Genomic DNA, 18,372 nt, shown 5'->3' with positions numbered 1-18,372 from the left:
GCACCCAGAGAGAAGAAGGCGACCTACGCCAGTTGGGTGCCAGTGAGCACCTTCCTCTCCTTCGCCTTCGCCGCAGGATTTACATTCATGCTCTCGCTACTGCTGGGCGGCACCGTCATGGATGATTGGGGCTGGCGAATCCCATTTCTATTGTCTGTACCTCTTGGTCTGTGTGGCTTCTACATGCGATTTCGACTCGACGAGACCCCGCTGTTCGACGAGATCGAAGACGAAGATGTCGCTTCAACCCCATTGGGAGAAACTCTTCGCGAGCATGGCCGCACGATACTGCTCTTCTCCGGATTTATCGCGGCCACAGCTCTCTCCTTCTACATTTTCACCACCTATATGTCGACGTTCCTCCAGGTTGTCGGCGGGCTCGACTCGACGTCGGCACTGCTGAGCACATTCGTCTGCCAGATCCTTGCCGCGTGTCTGTGTCCTTTCGCGGGTCGAATTTCAGATCGGATAGGTCGAAAGAAGACGACCATGACAGCGTGCATCCTGCTCCTGGCGGGAACATTCCCCGCCTTCGCTCTCGGAAGCACTGGCAGCATGGCGCTGGGAATCATCGGCCAGCTTCTCCTCGGCAGTGGGGCTGTACTGACCGGAGTCGTGACAGCAGTACTCATGTCCGAACTTTTCCCGACACGAGTGCGTTACACAGCTTCGGCTGTTACCTACAACTTGGCCTACACGATCTTCGGCGGGACTGCCCCATTTATCGCGACCTGGCTCATCACCGCGACTGGAAACAATCTCTCACCAGCCATATACCTTCTTGCCATCAGCATCATGGCACTGGTGACGGCATCTCGACTACCGGAGACATCGAAGAGGTCACTCGACTTCTGATCGGCGTCTACCTTTATCTCACCTATTCAACCCAGCCTCAGAAAGGGGAAGTGCCATGGCACTGAACAATACGACTGCGTTCCACGACGAAATCGTCGTAGTTGACGGACTCATCATCGCTAAATGGGATCGAGAGCTCTTTGTCGACATGCGAAAAGGAGGACTCACCGCAGCCAACTGCACCGTATCGGTCTGGGAAGGATTCCAGTCGACTGTCAACAACATCATCGACGTGAATCAACTCATCGCCGAAAGCAGCGAATTGGTCCGTCCTGTACGCACAGTTGATGACATCCGAGCTGCAAAGAAAGAGGGACGCACAGGAATTATTCTCGGCTTCCAAAACGCTCATGCTTTCGAAGATCAGCTTGGCTACATCGAAATATTCAAGCAGCTTGGCATCGGAGTCGTCCAGCTTTGCTACAACACTCAGAACCTAGTCGGCACCGGATGCTACGAGCGCGACGGCGGACTCTCAGGGTTCGGACGCGAAGTCATCGCTGAAATGAACCGAGTCGGAATGCTCTGCGACCTCTCGCATGTCGGTGCGGTGACCTCCCGGGAGATTATCGAAGAGTCATCCAAACGAGTGTGCTACTCGCACTGCCTTCCCTACGGGCTTAAGGCCCACCCCCGGAACAAAACTGACGAAGAACTGAAGTTCATCGCCGATCACGGAGGGTTCGTGGGAGTAACAATGTTTACCCCATTCCTGGCGAAGGGAACACAAGCGACGATCGACGACTATGCCGAAGGCATCGAATACATTATGAACATCGTGGGGGAGGACTCCGTCGGCATTGGCACCGATTTCACCCAAGGACAGGACCAGGCGTTCTTCGAGTGGCTCACCCATGACAAGGGATACGCCCGCGAGCTCACTCAATTTGGGGAGATCGTCAATCCCGAGGGAATCAGAACCATTGGAGAATTCCCCAACTTGACCGAGACCTTGCTGCGGCGAGGCCATTCGGAGGATCGAGTACGTAAGATCATGGGGGAGAACTGGTTACAACTACTAGGCGACGTCTGGGGCACGGCCTGATGTCACAGGCACCACAGGTCCCGATCCAAGTCGATGAGGCGACTGGCCGCTGGAGCACAGATGGTTTGCCGATGGTCTATGTGCCTGTCCACTTTTTCCTCAACAATCACCGCGCAATCGAAAACGAAATCGGTGCTGAGCGATACGCGCAGATTCTCTACACCGCCGGATACGAGTCAGCCTGGACATGGTGCGAGGCTGAGGCAAGTACGCACGGGCTCGTCGGCGAAGATGTCTTCCGTCACTACCTTGACCGACTCTCTAAGCGCGGATGGGCGAAGTTCACCGTTCGACACTTGGATCCCATCGAAGCTCGAGCGACAATCGAGGTACGCAACTCGATCTTCGCTGACGATAGTCAAGAAGAGTCCCAGGACTACATGTTCACAGGTTGGTTCGCCGGCGCAATGGACCAAATCACCGGCAGGCGAGGACTCGCCATGTGCCGACAGGTCCGTGGAGAAACTAGAGAGGCCGAAGGCCTGTTCGAAGTGGCACGCCGCGTTCAGTAACCGGCACCTATGGACATCCTGTCGTCAGTCCAGGCGGGCCGACGACAGGATGTCTCCTCCTAGATTCACATCATTGACGGTATCCATCTTCATGAATGCCATGATGCGATCACGGAACAATAGAACGTGCCTGCCTGCGATCTCTTCGGCAAGATCTGGGTCTCGGGCCTCATACGCCGCGATGAGTTCGTGATGATCGCCTTGGACCTTAGAAAAATGGTCCCGGAGTAGATCCCACGATGTCCGGCCACCAAATGCGAGGAACCCAATTCGCTGACCGTGATCGTGAATCGACAGTGCAAGGCTTTCCAAGAACGAATTCTTCGATGCAGTTGCTTCCAGCCGATGGAGGTGGGCGTTCGTGGACGCGACAGCGGCGGGATCCTCATCTGAGATCGCCCTGACGACTGCCTGCTCCGCTGTCTTCATCTCGTCGAGATTCTCCTTCGTCGCCCTGACAGCTACGAGGCGCGCAATGGCGCGCGCGGTGACCATATGTGCCTCGAACAGGTTCGACACACTGACCAGGTCCATGGGCCGAACAAAGAATCCGCTCTTGCCGCTGTCGGAGAGGATGAGCCCTTCTGTCGACAGACGGAAGAGGGCCTCACGCACCGGAGTCCTGCTGACACCAAGCTCTTTGCTGATGCTAATGTCATCGATCGGCATACCCGGCTCTAGCTCGAGCACCATGATCCGATGTTTAATGTCCGCATATGCGGTCTCCATTATCGATCGAGGACGACCAGCCATAGCAATGAGCTCCTTGAGAATCGGTACTCTGTAAGTCTATCCGTGCGTGAGACACGTTGCCTGTGCCAACAGCTTCGTTTCGTGCTCACACAGCCATGGGGGATCGCGACTGGCCCAGGGCGCCGATCTCGGCATCCTGGTCAGCAGCGATCGCTTCGTCGAGAGATGCTGTGTAGGCACGTGACCATTCGACTGCGAGCTGGTGGGCGTATTTCTCGTCATCGACGTCGTCACCGCGGGCAACGATTCTCTCGTTGGAGTGGGTATCGGCTGCGAAGTCCCGGCCCTGCCGAGAAGCGAACGCCGCCATATGGGCGTGTGAGGACTCCACTCGTGCCCACCGGTAGTCGAACTCATTCTCAGACATGTGCGGCAGTGACTCTCGCGCGGCCTCCCGTGATTCGTCCTTGGTCAACATGATGAGGTTGGGCACGTGCTCATCGTCGATGGGGTTGCGTGCCTCGCAGGTGTCGACGAGCTCATTTCGAGTCTGTTCGGCCTGCTCAATGTCGGGGAGGTCGATCGCGCGGACCCGATGAGGTGCGGTTTTGGGGTCGATGAGGGACTCGGCGACTGCCTCAGGCGAGGTGTCGAAATCCTGGCCTTCATCGAATTGGTCGGTGTCGAGGCCAAGGTCGATCGACGGGCGTGCTCGGGCACTTTCGGCATACTGGCCGCCGTCTGGGACTCCGGCGTGAACGCGGTTGTGATTGCTCATACTCTCCCTACGTGCGGCAACACTCACGAACGACAGGAACGCGACACCCGGCACGGGTATAGCGGTTCGATGGTTTCTTCGCCGGTCCGACACATGTTCGAGTTCGCCGCATATATACGGGTATGGGCTTCACACATTTGCACGTACACACCGAGTACTCATTGCTCGATGGTTTCGGACGTATCGACGACATGGTTCGCCACGCCTACAACTCAGGTCAGAAGGCTCTGGCCATCACCGATCACGGCACGATCGGTGGCACCTACAAACTCCACGACGCCTGCCACAAACTCAAAGACGACCTTGTCGAAACTGGTGACCTCGACGCTGATGCCGAGCTGCCGGTCAAACCCATCTACGGGATCGAGGCGTATATGGCTATCGGGTCTCGCCACGAGCGCAACCTCATGACTGTTCCCCGCGACGGCGGAGACAGCGACAACTATGAGAAATCCGAGGTCTCGAGTCATAAGAAGAAGAAATACGATCACCTGACGATCCTGGCGATCAATGAAATCGGCTGGTCGAACCTTCTCACCTTGCACCGCAAGTCCTACGACTCGTGCTGGGGAAAACACCCCCGCATGGACTACGATCTCCTGGCCCAACACCACGAAGGACTCATCGTCCTCACCGGATGCCTGGCAGGCCCAGTTGCCGGACCTCTCCACCGCGGTGACCGTGAGTCTGCTGCCGAGAACCTCAACACCCTGATCGACATCTTCGGCGCTGAGAACACCTACGTCGAGATTATGGACCACGACATCGCTTCAGAGACGGCAATCACCGGTGACCTGGTAGGTCTGGCTGACGAGGCCGGTGTCGAGGTAGTCGCGACCAATGACTGCCACTTCACTCACGAGCGCGACGAGCCGATCCACGAATCATGGTTGGCCGTGCAGTCAGGGACAACGATCAGTGACCCCAATCGGTTCCAGTTCAACGGCACCGGCTACTACCTCAAGACTGAAGACGAAATGCGGGCCATCCGCGACGAGGACTGGTGGGATCGAGCAGTCGAGACCACGATGTCCATTGCCGATCGCGTCGACGGTGATGCTATGCCGGCCGCCAAACGCAGGCTGCCCAACTTCCCTGTACCCGAAGACTTCACCATCTCAGACAAGAAGCGTCGCCTGTCGAAAGTGCTGCTGGCAACGGGAAAGAAGGTCGCATGGACCGATGCCGACCACTACCTGTTCGCCAAGGTCAATGAGGGTGCCAAATTCCGCTACGGGGCGCCGCTGACTGATGACATCAAGTCACGCATCAAAGAAGAATTCAGTGTCGTCTCCGGAATGGGCTTCTCCGACTATTTCCTCATCGTCGACGACATCATCACCTGGGCCAGAAGCGAAGGCATCGCAGTTGGTCCTGGACGAGGTTCGGCAGCAGGGAGTGTGCTCTCGTATGCGTTGGGAATCGTCAACGTCGACCCTATGCGATACAACCTCCTCTTCGAGCGATTCTTGGAGCCGGGCCGTGCCGATATGCCCGATATCGACGTCGACTTCGAACAGCGCCACCGGGACAAAGTCATCGCCTACATCTCTCGTCGCTGGGGCTCAGACATGGTCGCCAAGATCGGCACCTATGGCTCCGCCCTGTCGAAAGAAGCCTTTCAGAAGGCTGCCAAGGTGATCGGTCGACCCGAGCTGAGCCTGTTGTCGAAGAAGCTGCCGGTCTCCGGTGGCAAACCCATGAAGTTCGCCGACGCGCTTGATGAAGACAACATCGAAGGCCGAGATTTCCGCCAAGCCGTCATCGATGGTGCCGATGATGACGCGGATGAACTCCTCGACACCGCACGAGGCTTCGAAGGCACAGTCTGGACGAAAGGCATCCACGCCTGTGGCATCGTCATCAGCGATGAGCCTCTGACCGATCTTGTGCCCTTGGCAGTTGATGTGAAATCGGCCAACAACCCCGACCGCGCCGGATACTCAGTCACCGAGTGGGAAGGCCCCGAGCTCGAAAACTACGGCCTGCTCAAGATGGATGTCCTGGGTCTGCGCAACCTCGACATCATGGTCACCGCGGCTGAGTCGATCAAAGCTGACACAGACGAAGACATTGACATCCTCCACGGCATTCCCGACCCGACTGATATCGCCAACCCGCGCATCAAGCGGGTCTGGGATCTCATCTCATCCGGCCAGACGGCAGGACTCTTCCAGCTCGAATCTTCAGGCATGATCGACGTCTGCGAGAACGTAGCACCCCACAGCCTCGAAGAGCTCTCCGCCGTCATCGCGCTCTTCAGGCCGGGCCCAATCTCTGCGAAGATGCCTGACCTCTTCGCTGACCGCAAGCACGGTCGAGCCACGATCGACTACGAGAAGTACACCCACAATGAGGTCGAACAGAAAGCGATCGACTCAGTGCTCGGCGAGACTCAAGGCTGCATCGTCTACCAAGAGCAGCTGATGCGCCTGGGCACTGTGGTGGCCGGATTCGACGCCAACTGGCGCTCAAAGCTACGCAAGGCAGTGGGCAAAAAGAAGAAAGCGCTCATGGACGAAGTCGGTGAGAAGTTCATCGCCGATGCCGGCCAGGAGATGGAGCTGGCCGACGGGTCGATGAAACCAGCATTCGCCGCCGAGACTGCACAGAGGCTCTGGGACGATTTCAAAGGTTCAGCTGACTACCTCTTCAACGCCTCCCACTCATTCGCCTACGCCCAGCTTGCCTACACAGGCGCCTACCTCAAGGCCAATTGGCCCGCCCATTACGGTGCGGCGATCCTGTCGGTGACCAGCGACGATGACAAACGTCAATCGGCGTTCACCTCTCTCATGCGCGAGGGCATCAGTATCGAGTCAGCCAGCGTCAACTCCTCTCAGTATTCGACCGCCGCACTCTCTAGCGACAAGGTCGTCCTCGGCCTGTCGGAGATCAAAGACTGCGGAAAGTCGTCGAAGGACCTTGTCGCCGAACGTGAAGCCAATGGCCCGTTCGCGTCCTTTGCCGATTTCATGAACAGGTGCCCCACCAGCGTCGACAGCGGAGCCATCGAATCTCTCATCGCCGCGGGAGCCTGTGACGTCTTCGGCCCCCGCAAAGCATTGATGCGAGTCGTGCGTGCTGGGCGTAAGAACCCGAACATCGCACTGGACGAGGACGAATACTCGATCATCGAACGGGCCAAGCGGCAAAAGGACAAGACTGGTCTGGTCACGGCCGATACTCACCCGATGACGCTGCTCGAAGGCGAGATGCGCCAGTGGAAGGACGAACACGCGCCGACGTCGACCTGGGCGAAGTTGCGCCGGGCGACAAAGGCCGAAGACGGTCAATCGCTGACCACTGTGGGCATGATCAGCAAATGGGACGTGCGTTGGACGAGGGACGGCCGCAGCCAGTATGTGCGCTTCACAGTCGAAACTGCCCACGAGGCCCTCGACGGCATCGCCTTCCAGTCAAGCCTTGACCGGCTCAGCCGCAAAGACGAGGCCATCATGGTCGGTGACCTTGCCACGGTCTCCGGGGACATTCAGGTTGCCGAGCGTGTGGGTACCGACGATACCGACGAGCAGACATATGACATCAGCCGCGAGATCAAGGCATTTCGCATCGGCAAGCTCGACATCGAAGAAGCGAGTCCCGAGGAGTCAGCTATTGACCTCTCGGCAATCCTTGCCTGCTACCGACCAGTTGAGGTGGCACAGCCAGAAGACCTGGAGGCGGAGGAGCCGGTCGCTGAGGCATCGACTGAGGACAGGCCACAGGATGATGACGATGATGACCAGGACAACGGCGGTGACGATGATCCCGACGGCGGGGGAGACGGGTCCGATGCCCCCAACGGCACTGAAGACCCTGAGTCTGCCGAGGAAGACGCTACCGAACCTGAGTCTGTCGGAATCCCAGACACGATACCGACAGCCACGCCAACACCAGCGACAACCACAGCCACGTCGACAAACACAGCGGGAGCACGTACGTGGGATGACGCCTTAGCTGACGTGCGCCGAATTCCGGACACCTCGGTGGCCTTGCTCGACGACGCCTACATGCGCACGGAGCGGCCAAAGGACTCCGTGCGCTACTTCCGCCACTCCTACCGGGGTGTGGAGGAGAACTACATGCCTTTGAAGGTTGACCTGCCCATTGAAGGCGCCAACTATCTGCGCTTCCACGTGGACTTCGAACCTGGAATCTATGGGGCAGTGCTGACGGCAGAACGAGGAGTCGACGATAAAGGCAGCACCATCTACAAGTCCACAAGCGTCGTAGTCGTCGTCTTCGGGTCCGACTATCAGTGGCCCGGTGGGGATATCGAACCAGAAGACATTACCTTCTCGTCAGTGGCAAGCGGTGGAGAACACATTGGTGGTCTCCATGTCGAGCTCTTCCAGCTGGGAGGCAAGCCAGGTGACGACGTCTACGAAATCGATGACCGGGACCCGGCACGAGACTCCGGCGTCGATATGGTCCTCACCCCCTGACGAGCCACCCTGACAACCGATCTCTATTGCCAGTGAGACGTTCACCCGAACGCCCAATCTGCTCCAAATGAGCGGGAGTGCGACACATCGACCATGTACTCGCATAGATATACCGAGGACGGTTTCGCCACCCGGTGAAACTCAGCCTCCACCAGAAATAGAAACCTCGCATAGCGGGGCCGATTGAAAGAAGCACTGACATGAAACGTATCGAATTTGCAGGCAACCTCGGCGGAGACCCCAAGTACTTCGACGCCAAGGGCAAAAAGCGTCAGCGTGCTCTCCTCAGCATCCACCTCGACCAGCCTTACCGGGGCGAGGATGCCAAGGACGAGGACGAAGTTCACGAATGGCTCTCCGTCGTCGTCTTTGGCCAGCAGGCCGACAACGTCGTCGAATCCATGGCCAGCGGTACACACGTCTTCGGGTGGGGCAACCTGAATCTGCGCCCGATGGAGCATGTGCGCACCGATTCGCTGCTCGAAGCTCTCGAAGACCTCGACGACGATGACATCACCGTTGCCCAGGTCAAGAAGCTCGTCGAAGGCGACTCCCGCGAGGTCAGCCTGCTCCAGGTCAACGCTCAGCAGATCGCTCCGTCGACGAAGTTCCAGTCGATGGAAGTTGAGAAGAACGCCAAGAAGTCCAAGTCCCGCAAGACCACCAAGGACGACGAAGAGGAGGATGAGACACCGAAGACAAAGACCAGGTCAAAGGTCGGCGCCAAGGCGTCGAGCAAGTCAAAGGCCGCATCTGAGGATGAGGACGACGACTGGTGACAATGACCACCACTAGGAGTCTTCGGCGATGAGCACGCATCCTCCGTCGATGCTCCGGCACACTCCACGGTCGGTTCTGTGGTTCTACATCACAGGGCCGATCGTGGGTGTCGTCACCCTCACCGCGATCATCGGTATTGCGACAGGCGGGGGAGTGCTCGCCGGACGAACCTGGGCCAAGCCTGTCGAAGTCACCGAGGTCTCAATCAACGAGCCCCAGTTCCGAGATCGCGTGCCCAACAATGATCTCAACATCAAATCACTGGTCTGCACCGGCGACGAAGGAACCCTGCGCATCACATTCACCAGCCGACGCATTGACTATCTCACCGTCAACGGCCCCAATGAGGCCGAATGGACGTCCTGGGGCAACTCAGCAGTCGAAATCCCCGTCGAAGCCGGTACTTACGACTTGTCCTATTCCGGTGAATCCTCCCGGTTGTCATGGCAGACCCGTGGCGACATCTCATGCAAGCAAACCGTCTCAAGTAAGTGAGTTGAACAAACATGATCGCTCGACCGATTCCGCCTCGATATGGCGCAGACAAGTTCGTCGCGCGCGTCTTCAACGGTTACTTCAAACGCATCGAGCACCGCCCCGGACTCGTCGCCACATCGGTGCTCATGGGCAGAGCAGCCATCATGGTGTTCAACATCTTGCTCAACATTGTCCTTTTCGTGATGGCGGCATTGATCTTGGCCGTCATTTTCTGGATTATCGCCATCTCGCTGGCGCTGGGCGGCTCACTCATTGAAAACGGCGATGTACAGGCCGCGAGCAACATTTCTCTTGCCGTGGCAATGCTCTCACTCCTCGTCGTCACTGGATCGACCATTGCTCACTCGACGACGAAACGGCTCATCGAATCCAGCGCGACTTTTGATGAGCCCACGTCCATTGTCGACGAATCCGTCGGCGCGGTTGGTCCCATTGACTTTGCCCGTGAGCCGTATTTGAGAAGCCGGGCCTGCAATGACGCGGTCGCAACAGCCATTGTGGTCAAGCATGTTCTGGGCGCCCGTGTTGACACTGTGATCATCGATTCTCACGGTAAAGCATCGGTAAGGTACGAGAATCAGTCGGAACCCAAAGACAGACTCTTTGACACACTGACAACCCTCATGGCACCGATCGCCGCCGCGTCTATCGGCAGTGGAGAACTGCACACACTGAGCACAACGATGACTCTGGGCACTGATCGCAAAGTGGCCACTGCATTGACGGAGGCTATTGTCATCTCGGGACTGCGACCGACTGGCTTCACCGGTGACCTTTCTGCCGAAGCGCTCATTAACGCCGCACGAGATCGCTGCCTACCAGCATTCGAACACACCACAGTCGACCAGCGACTGATGGCCAGCCTCGAACTCGACCGCGCCCACATCATGCGCGGCCAACGCCTGGCCTGGGTGCTCACAGCCCGCCCCGCCTACGAAGCTCAGGCACATGCCAAGGAGTCAGACTCATGAATCCTCGCATCACCATCACCTCTGGCTACATGACTGTAAGAGCCCCCGGCTATCCGGACGTGGCCGTCGACTCATGGGTCGAAGCAATCGCACTCATTAGGCACACTTTCCACGTCGCCGAACTCGTGGTCGGAGTCGAGCAGGCCGGACGCCGATTCCTCTACACAGTCACTCCCGAGGTAGTCACAACAGCAGCACCCGACGCCTCCCCATCGATCTTCGTCCGCTCAGCACCATGGATGGTCGAGGCCCATGAGCTCTCGGCCGACCCTGCCTACTCTGCCGACCGGGACTCGGCATTCGAACTGGCCGTCCAAGCACTCCCATTCTTAGCCGACAACCCAGCCGCCGTCGGCGGACTCATCATCGACGGCCAAGGCAACCGCCACGAGGTGACAGTCACGACCAATGGTGTCCACGACGGGGCAATGGCGCAGTCCCAACCGGGGATGGAAGTGACGACCACGAGCGACGATCTGCCCATGATCGATGACGATTTTCTCAACGCAGATGCATCGGTGTCAGAGGAAGGGCTCTTCGACACCGACACCTCAGTCTGGATCGATGACGGCGTCGATGATAACGAAATCATTCGCTCCCGCATGTCCAACCGTCCCCGCGGCCGCAAAGCCGTCACCGGCCTCATTGTGGCGGCCGTGGCCATCGTCGGACTCATGAGCACCGGCATCGCAGTCGGGGCTCAATTCTTCGGTGGTAAGGATGAGAAAGAGGCGACAACACAGGCATCTGGCTTCACGAAGACCGTGGCCGGCTTCTCAGCAGACAAGCTCTCAACCGAATGGTCCCGCGGAGTCGGTGCGCGCTCTCGCGTCGGCGGAACCCCCGACGGCAAGTTCGTCGCGACTGTTTCAAGTGACAACGTGCTCACTGTCAGTGACGAAGCCACCGGCGATGAAGTCTCTGCGCTGCCGCTGCCCGGCATTCCCGACATCGGTCCGCGAGGATCAATCATTGACGGTAAGCAAGCCATCATCGCCCAGAACGGCGACACAGTCACTGTCTGGCGACAGGAGGCGAAAGCCTACACAGTTGATCTATCTGACCTCGATACGGAGTCAGTCATCACCTTCTCCGGCGCCGAACCACTCGTGGCCACGATCGATGGCAAACGTACCTGGCGCTTTGGTGACGGGAAGCTCGAGTCGTGGTCGAAGATTCCAGACCGGATGCGTCCCTACGCCATGCTTGACAATGGTCAGGTCGCTACCGGCGCTACCGACCCTTACCGAATCGAATTCTTCGACAAATCGGGGAAGTCAAAGAAGAAGGTTGGGCTCAAGCCACCCAAGGGCGGCAAAGAGATCCAGCGGTGGATCCGAGTCACCGACCACTACGCGCTGCTGGCATGGAAGACGAAGGGCAACATCGTCTCCGTGTCGGTCAACGACATCACCAACGGAAAAGTCCTAGCCAGCGAAGAGTTCACCGAATCCTCGCTCAAAGACTCTTCCGCCATCACCAGCGACAACTCCGACATCATCGCCTTCCCAGGCGGACTCGTCGTCCCAACCGGCGACAGCGGCAAACCGAAACTGTTCAAAGTCAACGGTTTCGTTCCCTCCTCGATCTCGGGCAAGTACTCCTATGGCCGCGATAAGTCCGGTGCCAGAGCCATGGTCGATGCTGAAGGGAGGCTGTCGACTCTGACTTCAGACCAGACAATCCCTTGGTTGGTCACTGCCTCAGGCATTGCTGTAGCCCTTGATGACAATACGGCTTATGCCCTCAAACCTGATCTTGGTCTGCCGACGGGCAAGCCTACGGACTCAGAGTCACCTGAGCCGACTGAAAGCGTGAAGAAGGATCCGAAGCCTAGCGACGAGGACAAGTTGTAGGAGCCACCCGATCGCCCCACGTCAATGAGGGGTATGGCTACGAATCTTCGCACCCCGACAGAACACGAACTCACTCAGTTCAGGAAATGGCGCAGCATCGCACTGTTCCACATGCCCTACATGGCATCGATCCTGTTCTCCCTGCGCCTGATCGCAGCAGATGGCCTCGGTACGCTCGCCGTGGACAAGGGCATGAGACTCTACATCGACTTCCCGGCAGTCGATGTCACCTATACCGATGACGAGAATGGCCAGAACCTCCTGCACGAAGCCAGCCACATCTTCGCCGACCACGCCTCGGTCCGGGATGAAATTGGGGTCACGGCAGAGCAGGCAATGACGTTCAATGTCGCCGCCGATGCCGCCATCAATGATGATCTCGTTGACGCTGGTCTCGATTCCTTCGCCACCTCTGGGATCATGCCGTCGCAGTTCGGCGAACCCGACCACCAGACAGCCCAGTACTACTTTCGCTCGCTCATTGAACGAATCGAAGACCAGAAGCCAGAAGAAGCCGAAGGCGGCGACGACACTGACGAGTCCGACAACGACTCCGGCAACACTGGCGCCGGTCAGCCCGGCGAGAGCAGCAATGGTGAAGGTAAGCAATCTGACGGTGACAGCGACGAAGACGATGGTCAACCTCAGTTCGTTGGCTGTGGGTCGGTCTCCGGTGGCCAACCAGCACCATGTGAACTCGGCGACGATGATGACATGGGTGGTGCGGCTAAGCCTGCCACCAAGGCTGAGCGCGAACGCATCCAAGCCGTCACAGCCAAGGACGTCGAGCAATACGTTGCCAACAACGGAATCGGATCGGTGCCCGGAACTCTCGTGGAGACGGCGAGGGCAGTGTTCGCAGAAAAGGCGGTGCCATGGCAGAAAGAACTCGGAATGCTCGTTCGCCGCAGTGCCCGTCGAGCCTCTGGTGAGGGAGTGACCGATCATCGCAAGCGCGACCGTCGCAACCACCGACTGACGATCATGAACACGGAGACCGGAACGTCCAGGCGCATCATCTTGCCAGGGCAGTCGACGCAGACCCCGAGCATCCACGTCATCCGCGATACCTCATACTCGATGTCAGATGACGAACTTTTCGCCGCTGGTCGTGAGATTGCAGCAATCTCAAAGTCATTGCGGATTAAGAACGAGGATCTGCGTGTCTCCGATTGCGACGTCGGCCTGGGAGTCGAATTCGGTTATTCCAGTCTGGCCAGCCTTGATCAGGTTCACGGTCGTGGTGGCACCAATATGGAAGAAGCTCTCGTCGAGCTCTTCGACCGCTATGACAAGGACCACCGCCCGCTGCCCTCCGCCGTGATCACCCTGACAGATGGCTTCACACCGTGGCCAGATGAGCCGATCGTCAAAGGTGTGCCGGTCATCGCCTGCATCATCGACAGCGCAGTTGGCACGGCCATCGGTATGACACCAGACACCCCGCCTGAGTGGATACACTCGATCAACGTCACCAGTGAGACCGCACACCGCGCATCGGCATGAGGGAAGCCCCCGACCACTGCAAGCCGAGGTGCCTCAAACGCACGCACCTTAATCGTGCGCGTTTGTGTGGTTCCAATACGCACCTGCCGGGGTCGGTGTGGGCGAGCGGACAACAAGGGGCACCCCAGGATCTACGTGCGCGAAGGTCGCACTTCGCCCGCTGATCATGTGATGGCCACAGCGATCGCGGCCACGACAAGCAGCGTGAGGTAGGCCCAGCTGTGTACGGCGTTGCTGATCTTCGGAGGCCGTCTCCGAAGCAGGACGATGACCGGGATCGCACCCGCCAGCAGCGCCAGCGCCGATGCAACGTCGACGGTTCCGATCAGCCCCGGAGCCGAGGCGATGCCACCGCCGAATGCGAATGCCACGATCATTGCTGGTGCCGAGATCGCGATGGTCAGCGGATTCGCCAAGGTCGTCGCCACTCCCATGTTCATACCGGAGCGACGCATCATCGGCACGGTCATCACGCTCCCACCCACACCGAGGAATGACGCGAGTCCACCAATCGGGATTCCCCACCCGTCTGGGAGTGCGCGATTACTGCCTCCCTTTGACCGCCGCACCGGTCCTCGTCCGGGGAAGAACCCTGGGCGGAGCAGCAGATCGACAACAGTGATGCCAATGTAAATGACGAAGCCCCACCGCGGGACTACGTCGGGAACGAACAACGCACCAACCGCGCCTGCCGCACCTCCGAGGGCAAGCAGGGAGAACAGCGCCCTCCGTCCACGGAGATGAGCAAGAACACTCCGCCGCGTCGACGAGGTTGCGATCACCGCATTGACGAGCATAACCAACGCCGATGTCGCGACCGCGATCCGTAAAGCATCAGGCCCTCGCGCCGCGTCGACGAGCAGGATGATGGGGACCGTGACGAAGCCCCCACCGAAGCCGAACAGGACCGTCGTCACACCGGCAGCTAAACCCACGAAAAACAGAACCAACAATGACATGGTTCCATCACACCGCGCATCAGCAAGGGCGGGCAATCGATCCTCGCTCACGACCTATCGCGTTTTAGCCACTAGAATGACGTCGTGCACAACCTTCGCCTCGATGACATCGATCATTTCCCAGTCGACGTGCTCCCGATTGGGACCGATTACCCGCCCGGTCACGTACTACCTCGTCACACGCATCGCCGGGCGCAATTGCTCTACGGCGCGAGCGGAGTAATGCAGGTCGAGACCGATGACGGGGCGTGGACAGTCCCTACTGACCGCGCCGTTCTTATCCCACCAGGTGTCGCACACGAGGTCCTGATGGATGACGTCACGACCTGGAGCCTGTACATCGAACCGGATGCCGCACCATGGTGGCCGACCCGCTGCATGGTCGTCGACATCGACCCCCTATTGCGTGAACTTCTTCGCACCGCGAATACCTTCGCGCCGGACTACGACGTCTCCGGACGCGACGGCGCGGTCGCCAACCTGATATTGCACGAACTGCGCCATCTCACGCCTATGGCTCTGTCGGTCTCGCTGCCGCGCGAGGAACCTTTCCGGTCGCTGTGCCGCACGTATCTTGCAGCCCCAGACCTCGCTGTGACGAATGAGATCTGGGCAAAGGCGGCGAACAGGAGCTCGCGTACATTCGATCGCCAGTTTCGCGCGCAGACTGGCACCAGTTCCGCCGCTTGGCGGTCGCATGCCCGTCTCTTGGCCAGCCTCCGCCTACTCCCCATCTCGACTGTTACAGAGGTCTCAGCTCGTCTTGGGTATGCTTCCCCAGCAGCATTTACGGCCGCGTTCACGCGCGTCTTCGGCGCACCGCCATCACGCTTCAGTTGAAGTCTGAGAGCTCCGAGGTCGCACGTCTTGCCGTGAGGAATTTGTCGCCGGGATCGACGACGACGAACTTCGACCGGCCGTAAGCATCGTTTGGACGGCAGTCGCCGAGGTCGACTTCATCAACGGCGGAAGTGGCGGACGAGCCGATGAAATCTGAGTCGCCCCAGGCCTTATTGCCATTCACGCAATCAGCGACCAGTGTGCCTTGCCCGCCCGAGCAGGCGAACTGTTCGACCGTCGTGGACGGCAAAGCGGCGACCGGCGCCTCATGCTCGCTTTATTCAGTATCGCTGTCGTCGTGGTGTGTGACCGCTGGATTACAGAACGCAAAGCGTTCCCGTGCTGGTGATGGCTACCGGTCCATCTGCTGGCCATCGAAAATCGCACATTCGTGTGAGCCACCCAAATTCCCCACGCCTGATCTTTGTGAGCGGCACAGACCGCAACCTGAACACAACACTCGAAATGGGAGAGACAGAACAATGTCTGATGATTCACTTCAACTTCGCATCGCAGCCGCCTGCGTCCGGTCAACCACGATCCCACTGTTCTCCGGCGACGTAGGGCTGGGTAAGACTGCCACATGGAAGGCTCTCGCCGAAGCGTGGGGATACCACTTCGAAGCCGTCGTCGGGTCCAACCGCGACCGCCAGGACTTCATGGGCCTGCCAGCCGAGCACGATGGCATGACCAGCTACCTCGATGTCGACTGGGCACGCCGAGCCTCTGAGGCGCAGAAGGCCATCGTCGTCTTCGACGAGTTCAACACGGGCGGCGATGTCTTCAAGGCAATGCTCCGGGTACTGGGAGAGCGCACAGTCGGCAACCTGACTTTGCCAGAGACTGTATCGATGGTTGCTCTGATGAACCCGGTCGATATCGCTGTCGACGGCGTTGACCTCGCCGCTCCGATTGCCAACCGCTTCGCCCATTTCAATTGGGCATTCGACCTCAACGCCTGGCTCGATGGTGTTGTCGATGACTTCGCCTCTCAGGATATCCCCGCGATGGACTCACTGTTGGGGCCTGACACAGATGCTCATCGAGCCAAGATGCGCTCGATGCTTGCCACGTACCTGCGAATGTCACCCACTGAGGTCAACCCCGGCACCCCGGAGGACTTCACTGCTCAGGCTGGTGCCTTCGCCAGCCCGAGGACGTGGACGTTTGCCATGCAGATCCTCGGCGAACTGCGCGAAAATGACGAGGACGCGATCTTCACCGCAGTCAAAGGCTGTGTGGGAGAAGCCGCCGCACACCGATTTGTGGCATGGAAGTCCCAGTACGACCTCTACGACCCCGAGTGGGCCATGGACAATCCTGACGAGGTCGATTTCACCTCACGCGCTGACCTCATCTACGCGCTCCTGGGAGCCGTGCAGACGCTTGGCAAGATCAGCGACGAGGCATGGTCGAAGGCGATGGAACTCGTCACACGCTGTGGCGAGCAGGGACGCGCAGACGTAGCTCAGCCTGCCGCGCGGTCACTGCTGAACTCCAAGCCTGACGATGCGACGGTCAGCAAGCGCACCGCAGAGATCTTCTCTGATGTCTATCGCGCAGTGGGAGTCTGGGAAGACGACCCAGCCGCCTGAGCGCTCCGTCACCAGCCATTTGCCCGGTTCTTCCTTAGTGGAGGAGCCGGGCCAATTTGCGTGCCTTGAGCCTGGCCTCGATGACGTGACGAGTCGATGCATCGCCGCTGAACGTTGCTGCCTTCGATAACGCCACAGGCAGTGTCCGTGGGTTGTAAGCGATGGCAGTCACGAGCTCCTCGCGGTCTTCTGCCGACCAGTCAGCCGCCTTCGCAATGAGCGCCAACTGCCCTCGGTAGGATACGCGCAGATGCTTGGCTGACTCGATGGCGACCTTCAGATCGTTATCGAGGCAGAGACGATTGATTGCCGGTCGAGGAGTGAACGGATTACCGCTGACGAGGAGTCTGACACTCGTCGATGAGTTGCCGGCCAAGCGGTTCAGCGTGACAGGATCATCGCTCAGGTAGGCTAAAGTTTCGTCGTTCTCGAGAAATTCATCGAGCCATTCGTGGATAGAACCGGTGCCGAAGACATGGGAGAAGATCGTGTCAGAGTATCTGCCGGCGATCTGGTGTAGCTCCGGGGAGTCGTCGATGAGATCGAACAGGTCGGCGGTGCTGATCGTCTCGATGGTTGCAGTGACGTCAATGTACTCGATTGCACTGTCGGTGGCGTAGCAGGTGAAGATGACTTCCGGCATGGCGATCACGATCGCTTTCGAACTAGTTGGCTGATGGGCTCGCGGCCAGAGAGCCGCTTACTGGTATCTATGCGCAACCTTGGCTGAGCGACCACTGTTTTCCTTCTGCCAAACCATTGAACTGAGGTCGTCAGCGGCTGCCGATTCGCCTTCAAAACAGTCGTGTTTTTGGTCAGATTCTCTATTTGGCCGGATCCTGGCAAAAGTGGCTGAATTGGCCCGATCTCCAGAACACGAAAAACCCGACCCCTCGATGACGCGGGTGCTCTCACCAGGCATTACAGGCAAAAACCCATCATGCGAACACATCATAGAGCCGAGAGACAGCATCGACGTACGTCCAACCATGCCATTTGATGCAGTTTGATTGCGTTTGCAAACGCGAACCAACTA

The 18,372-nt window shown here is 58.7% G+C and carries 16 protein-coding genes; 11 read left to right on the top strand and 5 right to left on the bottom strand.

The window, feature by feature from the left end; genetic code table 11:
• The 3 genes from FO013_RS21550 to FO013_RS21540 all read left to right on the top strand — a co-directional run.
• Positions 1–855, top strand: an 855-nt coding sequence (locus tag FO013_RS21550; RefSeq protein ID WP_143924616.1) for an MFS transporter, incomplete at its 5' end; no start/stop codon positions are given.
• A 55-nt stretch (positions 856–910) separates the two neighbouring features.
• Positions 911–1,900, top strand: coding sequence for a dipeptidase (locus FO013_RS21545; RefSeq protein WP_143924615.1), 990 nt, complete (start codon positions 911–913; stop codon positions 1,898–1,900).
• Positions 1,900–2,412 (top strand): DUF5943 domain-containing protein, encoded by a 513-nt coding sequence (locus tag FO013_RS21540; protein ID WP_222103701.1) that lies wholly within the window; start codon positions 1,900–1,902, stop codon positions 2,410–2,412. Before FO013_RS21545 ends, FO013_RS21540 begins: the two co-directional genes overlap by 1 nt.
• 24 nt (positions 2,413–2,436) lie before the next feature.
• Here the strand turns inward: FO013_RS21540 and FO013_RS21535 are convergent, their stop codons facing one another.
• Together FO013_RS21535 and FO013_RS21530 are read right to left on the bottom strand one after the other, a co-directional pair.
• The gene (locus FO013_RS21535; protein ID WP_260848323.1) at positions 2,437–3,141 is read right to left on the bottom strand and encodes a GntR family transcriptional regulator; all 705 of its coding nucleotides are present in this window, start codon (positions 3,139–3,141) and stop codon (positions 2,437–2,439) included.
• Between the two features lie 109 nt (positions 3,142–3,250).
• A complete protein-coding gene (locus FO013_RS21530) occupies positions 3,251–3,883 on the bottom strand; it encodes a hypothetical protein (protein ID WP_143924612.1) in 633 nt (210 codons plus the stop codon).
• Positions 3,884–4,005: 122 nt separating this feature from the next.
• On the opposite strand from FO013_RS21530, the gene FO013_RS21525 reads away from it, so the two are divergent.
• The 6 genes from FO013_RS21525 (at position 4,006) to FO013_RS21500 (ending at position 13,942) form a co-directional block, all read left to right on the top strand.
• Positions 4,006–8,331, top strand: coding sequence for a DNA polymerase III subunit alpha (locus FO013_RS21525; RefSeq protein ID WP_143924611.1), 4,326 nt, complete (start codon positions 4,006–4,008; stop codon positions 8,329–8,331).
• A 200-nt stretch (positions 8,332–8,531) separates the two neighbouring features.
• Positions 8,532–9,110, top strand: a complete 579-nt coding sequence (locus FO013_RS21520) for a single-stranded DNA-binding protein (RefSeq protein WP_143924610.1) — start codon at positions 8,532–8,534, stop codon at positions 9,108–9,110.
• 28 nt (positions 9,111–9,138) lie between these two features.
• Entirely contained in the window at positions 9,139–9,606 is a 468-nt protein-coding gene (locus tag FO013_RS21515; RefSeq protein WP_143924609.1) for a hypothetical protein, read from the top strand.
• Positions 9,607–9,617: 11 nt separating this feature from the next.
• Positions 9,618–10,580, top strand: a complete 963-nt coding sequence (locus tag FO013_RS21510) for a hypothetical protein (protein ID WP_143924608.1) — start codon at positions 9,618–9,620, stop codon at positions 10,578–10,580.
• Entirely contained in the window at positions 10,577–12,436 is a 1,860-nt protein-coding gene (locus FO013_RS21505) for a hypothetical protein (RefSeq protein WP_143924607.1), read from the top strand. The genes FO013_RS21510 and FO013_RS21505 overlap by 4 nt, the downstream gene beginning before the upstream one ends.
• Positions 12,437–12,469: 33 nt before the next feature.
• Positions 12,470–13,942, top strand: coding sequence for a vWA domain-containing protein (locus FO013_RS21500; protein WP_186293266.1), 1,473 nt, complete (start codon positions 12,470–12,472; stop codon positions 13,940–13,942).
• Positions 13,943–14,106: 164 nt separating this feature from the next.
• Here FO013_RS21500 and FO013_RS21495 read toward each other — a convergent pair whose 3' ends face one another.
• On the bottom strand, positions 14,107–14,901 hold the full coding sequence (locus tag FO013_RS21495; protein WP_143924605.1) for a sulfite exporter TauE/SafE family protein: 795 nt from the start codon (positions 14,899–14,901) through the stop codon (positions 14,107–14,109).
• 84 nt (positions 14,902–14,985) lie between these two features.
• Here FO013_RS21495 and FO013_RS21490 point away from each other — a divergent pair, with 84 nt between their 5' ends.
• Positions 14,986–15,741, top strand: coding sequence for an AraC family transcriptional regulator (locus tag FO013_RS21490; RefSeq protein ID WP_143924604.1), 756 nt, complete (start codon positions 14,986–14,988; stop codon positions 15,739–15,741).
• Here FO013_RS21490 and FO013_RS22565 read toward each other — a convergent pair.
• Positions 15,734–15,925: a hypothetical protein gene (locus FO013_RS22565; protein WP_186293265.1), complete on the bottom strand. Its 192-nt coding sequence runs from the start codon at positions 15,923–15,925 to the stop codon at positions 15,734–15,736. The genes FO013_RS21490 and FO013_RS22565 overlap by 8 nt on opposite strands.
• Positions 15,926–16,223: 298 nt before the next feature.
• Here FO013_RS22565 and FO013_RS21485 point away from each other — a divergent pair, with 298 nt between their 5' ends.
• On the top strand, positions 16,224–17,336 hold the full coding sequence (locus FO013_RS21485) for an AAA family ATPase (RefSeq protein WP_186293264.1): 1,113 nt from the start codon (positions 16,224–16,226) through the stop codon (positions 17,334–17,336).
• Between the two features lie 34 nt (positions 17,337–17,370).
• On the opposite strand, the gene FO013_RS21480 is transcribed toward FO013_RS21485, so the two are convergent.
• Positions 17,371–17,979: a hypothetical protein gene (locus tag FO013_RS21480; RefSeq protein WP_143924602.1), complete on the bottom strand. Its 609-nt coding sequence runs from the start codon at positions 17,977–17,979 to the stop codon at positions 17,371–17,373.
• Positions 17,980–18,372: the final 393 nt, after the last annotated feature.

Origin of the sequence: Brevibacterium aurantiacum (assembly GCF_007558825.1) — a bacterium.
Taxonomy (GTDB): Bacteria; Actinomycetota; Actinomycetes; order Actinomycetales; family Brevibacteriaceae; genus Brevibacterium; species Brevibacterium aurantiacum_A.
This window is presented reverse-complemented; position numbering and strand designations above follow the sequence as displayed.